Origin of the sequence: Herbiconiux sp. (assembly GCF_023264855.1) — a bacterium.
Lineage (GTDB): Bacteria > Actinomycetota > Actinomycetes > Actinomycetales > Microbacteriaceae > Herbiconiux.
On record NZ_JAHFUW010000004.1, the window covers coordinates 134,726 to 148,862 of the forward strand.

9 protein-coding genes are annotated in these 14,137 nt (G+C 70.9%); 7 read left to right on the forward strand and 2 right to left on the reverse strand.

Annotation, left to right across the window (positions count from 1 at the left end; translation table 11 throughout):
- Positions 1-21: 21 nt before the first annotated feature.
- Positions 22-702 (reverse strand): DedA family protein, encoded by a 681-nt coding sequence (locus Q0D75_RS03085; RefSeq protein WP_291049246.1) that lies wholly within the window; start codon positions 700-702, stop codon positions 22-24.
- A 154-nt stretch (positions 703-856) separates the two neighbouring features.
- Here Q0D75_RS03085 and Q0D75_RS03090 point away from each other — a divergent pair, with 154 nt between their 5' ends.
- The 4 genes from Q0D75_RS03090 to cydC are packed head-to-tail and all read left to right on the forward strand — an operon-like array spanning position 857 to position 6,754.
- Entirely contained in the window at positions 857-2,269 is a 1,413-nt protein-coding gene (locus Q0D75_RS03090; RefSeq protein ID WP_291049248.1) for a cytochrome ubiquinol oxidase subunit I, read from the forward strand.
- A 9-nt stretch (positions 2,270-2,278) separates the two neighbouring features.
- The gene (gene cydB, locus Q0D75_RS03095) at positions 2,279-3,301 is read left to right on the forward strand and encodes a cytochrome d ubiquinol oxidase subunit II (RefSeq protein WP_291049250.1); all 1,023 of its coding nucleotides are present in this window, start codon (positions 2,279-2,281) and stop codon (positions 3,299-3,301) included.
- 4 nt (positions 3,302-3,305) lie between these two features.
- Positions 3,306-5,087 carry a thiol reductant ABC exporter subunit CydD gene (cydD, locus tag Q0D75_RS03100; protein WP_291049252.1) on the forward strand — a complete coding sequence of 594 codons (1,782 nt, stop codon included), beginning with the start codon at positions 3,306-3,308 and terminating at the stop codon, positions 5,085-5,087.
- Complete coding sequence (gene cydC / locus Q0D75_RS03105) at positions 5,084-6,754, forward strand: thiol reductant ABC exporter subunit CydC (RefSeq protein ID WP_291049254.1); 1,671 nt, start codon at positions 5,084-5,086, stop codon at positions 6,752-6,754. The genes cydD and cydC overlap by 4 nt, the downstream gene beginning before the upstream one ends.
- A gap of 9 nt (positions 6,755-6,763) precedes the next feature.
- On the opposite strand, the gene Q0D75_RS03110 is transcribed toward cydC, so the two are convergent.
- Complete coding sequence (locus Q0D75_RS03110) at positions 6,764-7,552, reverse strand: aminotransferase class IV (RefSeq protein WP_291049256.1); 789 nt, start codon at positions 7,550-7,552, stop codon at positions 6,764-6,766.
- 297 nt (positions 7,553-7,849) lie between these two features.
- On the opposite strand from Q0D75_RS03110, the gene leuS reads away from it, so the two are divergent.
- The 3 genes from leuS (at position 7,850) to Q0D75_RS03125 (ending at position 14,084) form a co-directional block, all read left to right on the forward strand.
- Complete coding sequence (gene leuS / locus Q0D75_RS03115; protein ID WP_291049258.1) at positions 7,850-10,450, forward strand: leucine--tRNA ligase; 2,601 nt, start codon at positions 7,850-7,852, stop codon at positions 10,448-10,450.
- Positions 10,451-10,568: 118 nt separating this feature from the next.
- Positions 10,569-11,369: a ComEA family DNA-binding protein gene (locus Q0D75_RS03120; protein WP_291049260.1), complete on the forward strand. Its 801-nt coding sequence runs from the start codon at positions 10,569-10,571 to the stop codon at positions 11,367-11,369.
- Between the two features lie 495 nt (positions 11,370-11,864).
- Positions 11,865-14,084, forward strand: a complete 2,220-nt coding sequence (locus Q0D75_RS03125; RefSeq protein WP_291049273.1) for a ComEC/Rec2 family competence protein — start codon at positions 11,865-11,867, stop codon at positions 14,082-14,084.
- Positions 14,085-14,137: the final 53 nt, after the last annotated feature.

Genomic DNA, 14,137 nt, shown 5'->3' on the forward strand with positions numbered 1-14,137 from the left:
TGTTCTAAAAGGTGCGACCTCTCACGAGACCCCGTCCTCCTCCGCTTCGGCGGGGGGAGGCGGGGTCTCTCGCATGTGGCGGGCCTCGGCTCGGTTGATGAGCTTCTTGACGACGAAGACCAGGACGGCGAACAGCACGATCGCGGCTACGAAGAGGTAGCCGGCGCCGTGCAGTTCTTTCGAGAGCTCGCGGTAGCTGCCGGCGGCGAAGGTGCCGACCGAGACGTAGGCGACCGCCCAGATGACGCAGGCGGGGGCCGTCCAGGCCATGAAGCGGCGGTAGCGCATCGGGCTCATCCCGACCGTGAGGGGGATGAGCGAGTGCAGCACGGGGATGAAGCGGGAGAGGAAGACGGCGATACCGCCGCGACGCGCGAGGTACGTCTCCGCCCGCGCCCAGTTCTTCTCGCCGATCCGGCCGCCCAGCTTGGAAGCGCGCAGTCTCGGGCCGAACCAGCGGCCGATGGCGAACCCCAGGCTCTCGCCGCAGAGGGCCCCGATCACCACCACGACGATCATCGACGTGTATTCAAGTGGCCCCTCGACGCCTGTCGAGGCCACCAGCACCACCGTGTCGCCGGGAACGATCAGCCCGATCAGCACGCTGGTCTCCAGCAGAATGGCGACGCCTGCCAATATGGTCCTGACCAGGGGATCTACCGACTGCACGGTATCCAGGAGCCAGGACAGCGCCTCGTTCATGCTTGTATTCCACATCGCATGCCCCTCACGATAGCGAATCAACCAGAGGATTCCCCGATGGTCGGTCTGCTTGTATACAAGCTGCTAGAATCGACGTGTCGTATCCCCCTACGGCGGCAGCGTGGCCTCACCTTCCACGCAAAGGAGTTCTCGCGTGAACGAACTGCTCGATCCTCTGATCCTGTCGCGCTGGCAATTCGGCCTGACGACGATCTACCACTTCCTCTTCGTGCCCTTGACGATCGGGCTCGCGGTGACCGTCGCGATCTTCCAGACGGCCTGGGTGCGCACCGACAAGTCGAAGTATCTCCAGCTCACCCGCTTCTTCGGCAAGATCTTCCTGATCAACTTCGCCATGGGCGTGGTGACCGGCATCGTGCAGGAGTTCCAGTTCGGCATGAACTGGAGCGACTACTCGCGCTTCGTCGGCGACGTCTTCGGCGCCCCGCTCGCGCTCGAAGGCCTGCTCGCCTTCTTCCTGGAGGCGACCTTCATCGGCCTCTGGATCTTCGGCTGGAACCGCATCCCCAAAAAGCTGCACCTCGCCAGCATCTGGATCGCCGCCGTCGGCAGCGTGCTCTCGGCCTACTTCATCATTGCGGCGAACGCCTTCATGCAGAATCCCGTCGGCTTCCAGATCAACGAGGCCAAGGGGCGCGCCGAGCTCACCGACATCTGGGCGCTGCTCACCAACAAGGTGGCGCTCGCGGCGTTCCCGCACACGATCTTCGCCTGCTTCATGGTGACCGCCGGCCTCATCATCGCGGCCGCCGCCTGGCACCTCTACCGCAACCAGCACCTCGAGACCATGCGCCCGGCGCTGAAGTTCGGCCTCTGGATGATGGTGATCGCGGGCGCGCTCACCGTGCTCTCGGGCGACCAGCTGGGCCTCGCGATGGTGGAGACGCAGCCGATGAAGATGGCGGCGGCGGAGGCGCTCTACAAGACCTCGACCGGTGCCGATGCCTCGTTCTCCATCTTCACCCTGGGAACTCCGGACGGCGTGAGCGAGCTGTTCAGCATCCGGGTGCCCTATCTGCTGTCGTTCCTGTCGACGCACACCTTCGACGGCACGGTGGAGGGCATCAACGACCTGCAGGCGCAGTACGTGCAGCTCTACGGCCCCGGCGATTACACGCCGACGATCTGGATCACCTACTGGGCCTTCCGCTGGATGATCGGCCTCGGTATGGCGCACGTGCTCGTCGCGGTCGTCGGTCTCTGGATGACCCGCGGCGGCCGTCAGCCGCGCTGGCGGTGGATGTGGCGGGTGGCGATCTGGGCCTTCCCGCTCTCGCTCGGTGCCATGATCGTCGGCTGGATCTTCACCGAGATGGGCCGCCAGCCCTGGATCGTGTTCAGCCTGCTGAAGACCGAAGACGCGGTCTCGCCGGGCATCACGGGGCTCGACGTGCTGATCTCGCTGGTCGCTTTCACGGCCATCTACGGCACGCTCGCCGTGGTGGAGTTCAAGCTGATCAAGAAGGCCATCCAGAAGGGGCCCGACGAGCCGCCCGAAGAAGACCCGGAGACCGGGGAACTCAAGCACGAGGCCACGGTCTACTAGGAGCGGATGATGGATCTCACAATTCTCTGGTTCTGCATCGTCGGCTTTCTCTTCGTCGGCTACTTCGTTCTCGACGGCTTCGACTTCGGTGTCGGCATGTCGCTGCCCTTCCTCGGCCGTGACGACAAGGATCGCCGCGTGCTGATCAACACGATCGGCCCGATCTGGGATCTCAACGAGACCTGGGTGATCGTGGCCGGTGCCGCGCTGTTCGCCGCGTTCCCCGAGTGGTACGCGACGCTGTTCAGCGGTTTCTACCTGCCGCTGCTGCTCATCCTGCTGGCGCTCATCCTGCGCGGGGTCTCGTTCGAGTACCGGCACCAGCGGCCCGAGGCGGCCTGGAAGAAGCGCTTCGACCGGATGATCGTGATCGGCTCGGCCGTGCCCGCCTTCCTCTGGGGTGTGGCGTTCTCGAACATCGTGGCGGGCGTGCCGCTGGACGCCGACCACAACTACATCGGCGGCTTCCTCGCGTTGCTGAACCCGTACGCGCTGCTCGGCGGCCTCACCACGCTGCTGCTCTTCTTCACCCACGGAGTAGTTTTCGTCTCGCTCAAGACGGATGGCGACATCCGGCTCCGGGCTCGCCGTCTGGCGACGCGCTCGGGTGTCGTCACGATCGTGGTGGCCGCCTCCTTCCTGCTCTGGACGACTCTCGCCTTCGGCACGCTGGCCTCGGCGCTGCTCTCGGCCGCGGCCGCCGTGGCACTGATCGGCTCGTTCCTGGCCAACCTGCGGGCTCGCGAAGGAGTCGCGTTCGGTCTGATGGCGCTCACCATCGGCCTGGCGGTGCTGAGCCTGTTCTTCGCCCTGTTCCCCGACGTGATGCCGGCCTCGAACGATCCGGCGAACAGCCTGACCATCGAGAACGCTTCGTCGTCGGAGTACACGCTCACGATCATGAGCTGGGTGGCGCTGATCTTCCTACCGCTGATCCTCGCGTACCAGGGGTTCACCTACTGGATCTTCCGCAAGCGGGTGACGCGCGCGCAGATCCCTGAGGCGGCCGAGCTTCCCGAGGCGGCACACTAGAGACGTGCGTCCCGTCGATCCCAGGCTCCTGAAGTACGCGAGCGCTGCCCGCTCGTTCTTCGTGGCCGGGGGAGCGCTCGCCGTGCTGCAGACCGCTGCGGTGGTGGCCTTCTCCTTTCTGGTGACCCAGGTCGTCGTGGGCGCGATCGCGGGCGCGCCGCTCGGGGACGTGGGCCTCCCACTGCTGCTTCTGGCGGGGGTGGTGCTGGTGCGATTCATGGTGTCCTGGACCACCGACATCAACGCCGCCCGCGGATCCGCCGTGGTCAAGAGCGAGCTGCGCGCCCGGGTTCTGGATGCCGTCACCCGGCTCGGTCCCGGCCGGCTCGCCACGCGCAACTCGACCTCGGTCGCGGTCACCGCGGGGTCGGGGCTGGATGCGCTGGACACGTATTTCGCCAAGTACCTCCCGCAGCTCATCCTGACCGCGATCGCGACGCCCGTGCTGGTGGTGGTCATCTGGTGGCAGGACTGGATCTCGGGACTCACGGTGGCCCTCACGCTGCCGCTCATCCCGGTGTTCATGATCCTGATCGGCTGGGCCACCCAGGCCGTGCAGCAGCGGCAGTGGCAGAAGCTGCAGCGGCTCTCGACCGCCTTCCTCGACGTGGTGGGCGGCCTGTCGACGCTCAAGATCTACGGGCGCCAGCACCGCCAGAGCGCGCGAATCCGCACCGTCACCGAGGAGTACCGCGGCGAGACGATGAAGGTGCTGCGGGTGTCGTTCCTCAGCGGCTTCGCGCTCGAGCTCGCGGCGAGTCTCTCGGTGGCGCTGGTGGCGGTGTCGATCGGCGTGCGCCTGATCGACGGCAGCCTGGGGCTCGGCGTCGGCCTGTTCGTGCTGCTGCTCGCGCCGGAGGCCTTCCTGCCACTGCGCAACGTCGGCGCCCAGTTCCACGCGGCGGCCGACGGCGTCGCCGCCTCGACCTCGGTCTTCGAGCTCCTCGACGAGGCGGTGGCGCTCCCGCTCCCCGCCCCGGCCCCGGCAGCCCAGCCCGGGGGTCTCTCTCTCCGAAACGAAGGAGTTTCCTCCCGGCGCGCCGGTGCCGGGGTGGAGCCCGGCGGCGCGCCGGGTGAAAACTCCTTCGTTTCGGACGGGCTTCAGGTGCGCGGGCTGGGGGTGCGGTACGGGGATTCTGTGGCCTTCGAGGGGCTGGATGCGGCGGCGCGCGCCGGCGCCGTGACCGCGCTGGCCGGCCCGAGCGGCAGCGGCAAGAGCTCGTTCGTGGCGGCACTGCTGGGGTTCGTGCCGGCCGAGGGGCGCGTGCTGCTGAACGGGCACGACGTGACGGATGAGCCCGCGCCGCGCGCGTGGCTGGCCTGGTCGGGGCAGCGCGCCACCCTGCTGAGCGGCACCGTCGCCTCGAACGTGATGCTCGGTGATGACGCGGCGACGGCGACGGATGCGGGCGTCCCCGACGGCACAGTGGCTCGGGACGGCGCGGCTCTCGCCGCCGCCCGGGCCGCGCTCGACCTCGTGGGTGGGCGCAGCATCCGTCTCGACGCAGCCGTCGACCCCCGCGGCGGGGGCCTCTCCGGAGGCCAGGCCCAGCGCGTGGCCGCCGCCCGTGCCGTCTACCGCGCCCGCCGGCTCGACCGCGAGGTGATCGTCTTCGACGAACCCACCTCGGCGCTCGACGACGAGACGGAGGGTGAGTTCATCCGGAGCCTGCGCACCCTGGCCGACGAGGGGCGCGTGGTGCTCGTGGTGAGTCACCGGCCCGCGGTGCTCGCGGCCGCCGACGACGTCATCCGCTTCGAGGCGCGGATCGCGGTGGCCTCGTGAATCGCTCCGACGTGCTGCGGCTCGCCCAGCCCTCGCTCCGCCGCTTCGCGCCGGGCGTGCTGCTCGGCGTTCTCAGCGCGCTGTGCGCCGTGGGGCTGCTCGCCACCGCGGCCTGGCTGATCACGCGGGCGGCCGAGCAGCCGCCCATCCTGTACCTCTCGGCGGCCATGGTGGCGGTGCGTGCCTTCGCTCTCGGGCGGGCGACTTTCCGCTACCTCGAGCGGCTCGTCAGTCACGACGCCGCGTTCGCCACGATGCCCGAACTGCGGGTCGGAGTGTATGAGCGGCTCGTGCCCGTGTCGCCCGACGGGCTCGGGCGGGCCCGCCGCGGCGACCTCCTGAGCCGGCTGGTGTCGGATGTCGACGAGCAGCAGAACCTGCCGCTGCGGGTGCTGCAACCGCTGCTGGTGTCGGGCCTCACGGCGGTGGTCGCGGTCGTGGTGGTGTGGATCATCCTGCCGGCCGCCGGGATCGTGCTGCTGATCGCCCTGCTGCTGGCCTTCGTGCTCGGCACGGCGGCCAACGCGGCGGTCTCGGCGCGGGCCGAGCGGTCGCTGGCGGGACTGCGCGGCCGCTATCGCGCCGAGCTCGGCGACCACCTCGAGAACCTCGACCTGCTGATCGCGTACGGGGCCGAAGCGCGGTCCAGGGCGGCGCTCGCCGAGGCGGACGCCCGTCTCACCCGTGCGCTCGTGAGGCGCTCGGCCGGGGCCGGGATCACCGCGGCGCTGGTGACGCTGCTCGCGGGAGCGGCCACGATCCTGATCCTCGTCGTGGGGGTTCCGCAGCTCGGGCAGGGCGGCTTCGACGGGCCGGCGCTGGCGCTGATCGCTCTGGTGCCGCTGGCGGTGTTCGAGGTGTTCGCGATGATCCCGCTCGCGGCCGGGGCCTGGCGTCAGGTGGCGGCCAGTGCCGAGCGGATCGCGAGCGTGGTGCCCGACGCGGTGCCGGCCGGGATCCCGGCGGAGGGGGGCGCCGGCGACAGGGCCTTGCGGCCGGTCCCGGACGGCCCGGTCTCGGTCGCCCTCCGCGACGTCTCGGCACGCTGGCCGGGCGAGTCCGCCGACGCGCTTCAGGGGTTCAACCTGACGGTGGGCCCCGGCGATCGCATCCTCGTGCGCGGCGCCAGCGGATCGGGCAAGACGACGCTCGCCCACGTGCTCGTCCGCTTCCTCGAGCACGGCGGCCGCTACGAGCTCGACGGCGTCGACGTGCGCGAGTATCCGCAAGACGCGGTGCGCCAGGTCGTGGGGCTCTGCGAGCAGCGGCCGCACCTGTTCGACGACGACATCCGGCAGAACCTGCTCTTCGCGCGTGACACCGCCACCGACGACGACCTGCGGGCGGTGCTCGAGCGCGTGGGCCTCGGCGAGTGGCTGCGCGAGCGCGGCGGCCTCACGGCGCGGGTGGGGGAGCGCGGCGCCCTGGTCTCGGGCGGTCAGGCCCAGCGGATCGCGCTCGCGCGGGCGCTGCTGGCCGAGTTCCCCGTTCTGGTGCTCGACGAGCCCACTGCGAACGTCGATCCGGAACGCGCCGACGCCCTGCTCGACGACCTCCTGCGTGCGGCCGCATCCGCCGACCGCGCCGTGCTCCTGATCTCGCACACCCCCGTGCCGGAGCACCTGGTCACCGCCACCGTCCACCTCCCCACGCCCACACCCCGCTGAGGCCCGGCCTCAGAGCGGGCGGCTGAGGGCGTTCAGGCGCTTGCGCCAGGTGGTGGCGCGGGAGGGGCGCGCATCCACCGCGGGGCCGTCGATCCAGGCGTCGACCACGCTGATGCCGTGCAGGGCGCTGACCACCCACACCTCGCAGCCGTCGAGGTCGGCCGGATGCGCGCGCTCCTCCACGACGCGCGTGCCGGTCGCCGTCGCGATCAGACGGATGCTGCGCGCCGTGATGCTCGCCACGCGCGCCAGGTCACCGGCCGGCGCCACCAGGGTCTCGCCGCGCCACCACAGCAGAGCCGAGCTCGCGCCGTCGGCGATCACGCCCCCGGCGCCCTCGTCGAGCAGCACCAGCTCATCGGCCCCGTTCTCTTGGGCTCCGGCGCGCAGTTCGAGCAGCCGCTCGAGGTCGGGGCCTTTCACGCGGGGAGTGCGGCGCGGATCCGGGCCGGTGTGCGTCATCAGCACGGTCGATTCCCGCAGCCGGGGCGCCACCCGCACCCGGAGGCGCAGTTCGGGGGAGCCGTCGTCGTCGCGCACGGCCAGCTCGACGCGCGGGAACAGCGGCCCTGAGCGGAAGGCCCGCAGCCGCCCGATCGCCGCGCCCCAGAACGGCTCGGCATCCGGAGCCGTGGCGGCCGCGTCGAGAAAGCGCTCGCGATGCGCATCGAGCGCGCGCGTGCGGCCCTCGGCCGAGACGAACCACGAGTCGGCCGCAAGGAGCGCCGAGTGCGGGGGGAGCGGGCGCTCGAGGAGGGCGTCGCCGGTCCAGACGAAGGTGGCGGGGGCGTCGGGCACGCAGACTCCTTCCGGGTCGTCCCTCCACGGTAGTGCAGGCATCCGGAGCCCGTTCGCCGTTCACTCCAGAGACCCTGACGCGAAGCTCGTGCACTATGGCCGAGCTCGGCCTGAGACCCGCTGGAGTGAACACGAACGGTGGCCGGAACGCCCGCCGCATCCGCTGGACCGGTCCGAACCCGGCTGGGTTTAGTAATGTTGTGTCCTGGTGCGCTGCGCGTGCCATCCCGAGCGACCCCCCTTCTGGCAGTCCTGCCGAAAAGCCTGTCGCCTGCGTCTGCAATGAATGAGAGTCACGTGGTCACCGAGAACACTTCCGCCGAGGCCCAGGGCGAGACGACCGGCGCTGCCGGGCACGACGACGCCGAGCGCTACGACTTCCGGGCCATCCAAGACAAGTGGCAGCCCATCTGGGAGGAGCTGAAGCCCTTCCAGGTCGACACCGAGGGCGACAAGCGCCCGCGCAAGTACGTGCTCGACATGTTCCCGTACCCCTCGGGCGACCTGCACATGGGGCACGCCGAGGCCTACGCGCTGGGAGACGTGATCGCCCGCTACTGGCGCCAGCAGGGCTTCAACGTGCTGCATCCGATCGGCTGGGACTCGTTCGGCCTGCCCGCCGAGAACGCCGCCATCAAGCGGGGCCTCGACCCCCGCAAGTGGACCTACGACAACATCGAGCAGCAGCACTCGACCTTCAAGAAGTACGCCGGATCGTTCGACTGGGACCGCGTGCTGCACACCAGCGACCCCGAGTACTACAAGTGGAACCAGTGGCTGTTCCTCAAGATGTACGAGAAGGGCCTCGCCTACCGCAAGGCATCCTGGGTGAACTGGGACCCGGTGGACCAGACTGTGCTCGCCAACGAGCAGGTGCTGCCCGACGGCACCTCGGAGCGCTCCGGCGCCCTCGTGGTGAAGAAGAAACTGACGCAGTGGTACTTCCGCATCACCGACTACGCCGACCGCCTGCTGGACGACCTCAAGCAGCTCGAGGGCACCTGGCCGTCGAAGGTCATCGCGATGCAGCGCAACTGGATCGGCCGCTCGATCGGCGCCGACGTCGACTTCGCCATCGAGGGGCGAGACGAGCCGGTCACGGTGTTCACGACCCGTCCCGACACGCTCTACGGGGCGACGTTCATGGTGGTCGCGCCCGATTCCGATCTCGCGATCGAGCTGGCCGCCGGATCGCCTTCGGCCGAGGTGCAGGAGCGTTTCAAGACGTACCTCGCCGACGTGCAGAAGTCGTCGGAGACCGAGCGCCAGGCCACCGACCGGCCGAAGACCGGCATCTTCCTCGAGCGCTACGCGATCAACCCGGTGAACGGCGAGCGCCTGCCGATCTGGGCCGCCGACTACGTGCTGGCCGATTACGGCCACGGCGCGGTGATGGCCGTGCCCGCGCACGACCAGCGCGACCTCGACTTCGCGCGCGCCTTCGGCCTGCCGGTCAAGGTCGTCGTCGACACGCTCGCGCCGGTGACCGGCGTGATCCCGGTGCTCGACCCCGACGACCTGCCCGAACTCGAAGACCTGAACCCGGGCACCACGGGCATCGCGCTCGGTGGCGACGGGCGCCTGATCAACTCGGGACCGTTGGACGGCTTGTCGAAGTCGAACGCGATCCGCAAGATCATCGAGATCCTCGAGGCGCAGGGACTCGGTCGCCCCGCGAAGAACTACCGCCTGCGCGACTGGCTGATCTCGCGCCAGCGCTACTGGGGCACGCCGATCCCGATCATCCACGGAGCGGACGGCACGGAGTACCCGGTGCCGGAAGACCAGCTGCCCGTGCTGCTGCCGCCGACCGAAGGGCTGAACCTCACGCCCAAGGGCACCTCGCCGCTCGGTGGCGCCGCGGACTGGGTGAACGTGCCCAATCCGGTCGACGGCTCGCCGGCGCTCCGCGACGCCGACACGATGGACACCTTCGTCGACAGCTCCTGGTACTTCCTGCGGTTCCTGTCGCCTCAGGACAGCACGCAGGCCTTCGACCCCAAGCAGGTCGACAAGTGGGCGCCCGTCGACCAGTACGTCGGCGGCGTGACGCACGCCATCCTGCACCTGCTCTACGCGCGCTTCATCACGAAGGTGCTGTTCGATCTCGGCTACGTCGGCTTCACCGAGCCCTTCAGTGCGCTGCTGAACCAGGGCATGGTGCTGATGGACGGCTCCGCGATGTCGAAGTCGAAGGGCAACCTGGTTCGCGTCTCCGACCAGCTCGACGAGCACGGTGTCGACGCCATCCGCCTGACCATGGCGTTCGCCGGCCCGCCGGAGGACGACATCGACTGGGCCGACGTCTCCCCGGCCGGATCGGCCAAGTTCCTGGCGCGCGCCTGGCGGCTCGTCGGCGACGTGACCACGCCGCCCGAGGTCAACTGGCGCGACGGCGACCGCGCCCTGCGGCGCATCACGCACCGCTTCCTGGCCGAGGCCCCCGGACTGATCGAGGCCTTCAAGTTCAACGTCGTGGTGGCGCGCCTGATGGATCTGGTGAACGCCACCCGCAAGGCCATCGACTCGGGCCCGGGCGGTGGCGACCCCGCCGTGCGCGAGGCCGTCGAGACGGTGGCGCTCGGGCTGTCGCTGTTCGCGCCGTACACGGCGGAGGACATGTGGGCGCGGCTCGGTTACGAGCCGTCGATCGCGAACTACGGATGGCGCGGAGCGGACCGAACGCTGCTGACCGAGGAGACCGTCACCGCGGTGGTGCAGGTCGACGGCAAGGTGCGCGATCGGCTCGAGGTCTCGCCGAAGATCGCGGGGCCGGAGCTCGAGGCTCAGGCCCGTGCGCTCCCGTCGGTGGTGCGCTCGATCGGGGATCGCGAGATCGTGACCGTGGTGGCGCGCGCGCCGCGGTTGGTGAACTTCGTCACGAAGCCCGCGTCGTAGTCGTCTCGGTCTCGGTCTCGGCCTGAGGATTCTCCACAGGCCGTCGGTCCGCTAGGAGTTCTGCACAGATCGGTTCGAGCCGCTCCGGCCGCGGAGACCGCCTGCCTACTCTGACCGCATGTCAGATCTGAAGCGTCCGGTCTCCGCGTCCGCTGAGGCGATTCCCGAGCCTCCCGCGCAGGTGCCGCGGGGCCCGTCGGCGCGCGTGCGGATCGGTGTGGGGGCCGCCATCGTGCTCGTCGTCGTGGCACTGGTCTGCTCGGTGCTGATCACCGCGCTGTCGCCGGTGGGCGCGACGACCGTGGTGACGGGTGGGGGTGTCGCCGGTGCAACGCCGGCGTCGAACCCCTCGTCGAATCCGTCCAGTTCGATCTCCCCGCCCGCTTCTGCGTCGAGGGCGACGGATGCGGCTCCGGATGCGGGCGGCACCGCGGGCGGCCCGGAGGCGGCCGGAGCGGTCATCCTCGTGCATTTGCTCGGCGCGGTCGCGCATCCGGGCGTCTACGAGCTCGCCGAGGGCTCTCGGGTCGTGGATGCGGTCGGTCTGGCCGGTGGGTTCACCGAGACGGCCGAGCAGGCCTCCGTGAACCTCGCGCGCCCTCTGGCCGACGGGGAGCAGGTGCGCGTGCTCGCGGTCGGCGAGACGGTTCCCGCAGGCTCGGCGGGCCCGGGCGGAGCGGGCGCCGCGGCAGTGGGCGGGGGTGGCGCGGGAGCTCCTGCGGTGACGGCACCGATCGACCTGAACGCGGCGACGGAGCTCGACCTCGATGCGCTTCCGCGGATCGGCCCCGCGATGGCGGCCCGAATCGTGGGCTGGCGCACCGAGAACGGCCGCTTCGCCTCCGTCGACGACCTGCTGCAGGTCACCGGGATCGGCGAGAAGACGCTGGAGGGTCTGCGCGACCTCGTGACGGTGTGATGGCCCCCGACCTGCGGCTCGCGCCCGCGGCCGTGCTCGCCTGGGCCACGGCCTGGGTGCTCACCGGGTCGCCGCAAGCCGCCGCGGCGACCGCCGCACTCGCCTGGCCGGCCGCCGCCGTGCTGACCCTCCTGTGCCTGCGACAGCGCCGGCCGCACCCCCGCCGGCAGCACCTCCGCCGGCAGCACCTCCGCCGCCGCAGAGCCTCGTCGGGCCCGGCCGCCCCACCACCCGCTGTCACCTCGCCGCTCCCCACCGCCCCACCATCCGCCCCCGGCATCACCACCTGCGACCGCATCACCACCTGCGACCGTGTCACGACCCGTGATCGCCTCTCCACCCGTGAGCGCCTCGCCATCCGCGATCCCCACCTCACCTGCCGCCACCTCGCGGCCTGCCACCGCGTCGCCACCCGCCACCACTTCGCCACGCGCCACCACCTCGCCACGGGCGGCTGCCGTGGCCGGTGGGAGCGGGGAGGCGCGTGCGGTGGGGATGCTGCCGACGGCGGCTCTCGGGGTGGCCGTGCTGGCGCTGGTGGCGACGGCGGTGTTCGGGCTGGGACACCTGAGGCACCCGGATGTCGCTGACGGCGGGCCGCGGGTCGGCTCCGCGCGGTTCCTCGTGACCGGCCTCCCGCAGGTGCGTGCCGACGGGTTCGCTGCGACGTATCCGCAGTCCCCTCCGCAAGCGACGTCTGGGGCACCCGCCGGCGCCGCAGGGCCCGCCCCGGAGACGAGGATCTCCCTGGAGACCGTCTTGGAGTCCTTCACGGCGGGCGACCGAACCGTACCGGCCCGCGCGCCGACGGTGGTGTTCGCCTCGGTGCCGGCGGCGGATGCGGACGCCTCGTCGTGGCCAATCGGCTCAGCGCTCGTCGTGCGGGGCACGTTGACCGCGCTGGAGCCGGGTGATTCGCGGGAGTTCCTGTTCTTCGCCCGCGATACGCCCCATCTGGTCGCCGATCCACCGTGGTACCTGGTGTGGGCGAACGGCACCCGCGCCGCCTTCCGCACGAGCACCGCGGGGTTGCCGGGCGACGGTGCAGAACTTCTCGCGGGGTTGGCCATCGGCGACGACACGGGAGTCTCCGACGGACTCCGGCAGGCCATGACGGTGAGTGGGCTGACGCACCTCACGGCGGTGTCCGGCGCCAACTGTGCGGTGGTCGTGACGGCGGTGATGCTGCTCGGAGGGGCGATCAGGCTCGGCCGGCGGCTGCGGATCGGGCTCTCGGTTCTCGTGCTGGTGCTCTTCGTGGTGCTGGTGACGCCCGAACCCAGCGTGCTGCGGGCGGCCGCCATGGCGGTGATCGTGCTCGTCGCACTCGCGATCGGCCGGCCGTCGGCAGGGATTCCGCCGCTCTGCCTCTCGGTGGTGGTGCTGCTGACGCTCGATCCCTGGCTCGACCGGAGCGCCGGGTTCGCCCTCTCGGTGCTGGCCACCGCCGGACTCCTGCTGCTCACGCGGCCCATCGCGGCCCTGGCCGGTCGGGTGATGCCCGCTTCTCTCGCGCTGGCGCTCGCCGTGCCCACGGCCGCGCAGATCGCCTGCCAGCCGGTGCTGTTCGCGATCGCGCCGCAGCTCACGCCGTACACGCTGCCCGCCAATGTGCTGGCCGAACCCGCGGCCGCGCTGGTCAGCATCCTGGGACTCGTGCTGTGCCTGCTGAGCGTCATCGCGCCGGGTCTCGCGGCGCTCGCGGCCTGGCTGCCGTGGGTGCCCTCGGCGTGGATCGGCGCGGTCGCCCGCTTCTTCGCCGGGGCTCCGTTCGCGGCGATCGCGTTGCCCGACAGCGCTGTGGCCGTGCTGGTGGCGCTGCTCGCGACCGTCCTGGTCCTCGTCGCACTGTTCGCGGCGCGGCGGCATCCCGTCGTCGCGGGCGTCTGCGGTGCGGCGGCTGCCTGCGGCCTGCTGATCTCCTTGGCCGGCCTGGGCGGCGCGGCACTGGCCCGCGACGCCGCCGTGCCGCGCGACTGGCAGCTCGCCGCCTGCGACATCGGCCAGGGCGACGCGGTGCTGGTGCACAGCCGCGACGAGATCGCCCTGATCGATGTGGGGCCGGATCCCGCGCCGCTCACCCGCTGCCTGGAGCGGATGCACGTGCAGCGCATCGACCTCCTCGTGCTCACGCACTACGACCGAGACCACGTCGGCGGCGTCGCCGCGGTCGTCGGCCGGGTCGACCGCGCTCTCGTCGGGCCGACCGACGGTGCGCACGACGAGGCGCTGCTCTCCTCCCTCCGCGCGGGCGGAGCCCACGTCGAACAGGCCAGGCGGGGCCTCGCCGGCGAGCTCGGCGACTACCACTGGGACGTCATCTGGCCGAAAGACGGCACCACCCTCCGAGGCAACGACGCCAGCGTCACCGTGAGCCTCACCGGTCCGCTCCGGATGCTCTTCCTCGGTGACCTGGGCGAGCAGGCGCAGAGCGCAGTGCGCGCCGCGAACACCCTGCCGGTGGTGGACATCGTGAAGGTCGCCCACCACGGATCGGCCGACCAGAGCCAGGCGCTCTACCTGGCGGTGCGGGCATCCGTCGGGGTCGTCTCGGTGGGTCTCGGCAATCGGTACGGGCACCCGACCGATGAGCTGCTGGCGATGCTCGCGCTCGCCGGCACGCGCCCCTTCCGCACCGACCAGGAGGGGTTGGTGGTGATCTCGGGTACCTCAGAGGCGATCTCCGTCTGGACCGAGCGGCCGGTGCCGCCCTAGGAGTCGAGTCCGGGCGGGCGGGGCGGCCAGCGCGGGCGGGTGGCCCGGGCGGG

Excerpts from the sequence above, each read along its gene's own strand:
- Q0D75_RS03120 (WP_291049260.1), top strand. The coding sequence starts at position 10,569 with ATGTCAGATCTGAAGCGTCCGGTCTCCGCGTCCGCTGAGGCGATTCCC.
- Q0D75_RS03125 (WP_291049273.1), top strand. The coding sequence starts at position 11,865 with ATGCTGCCGACGGCGGCTCTCGGGGTGGCCGTGCTGGCGCTGGTGGCG.
- cydB (WP_291049250.1), top strand. The coding sequence starts at position 2,279 with ATGGATCTCACAATTCTCTGGTTCTGCATCGTCGGCTTTCTCTTCGTC.
- Q0D75_RS03085 (WP_291049246.1), bottom strand. The coding sequence starts at position 702 with ATGAACGAGGCGCTGTCCTGGCTCCTGGATACCGTGCAGTCGGTAGAT.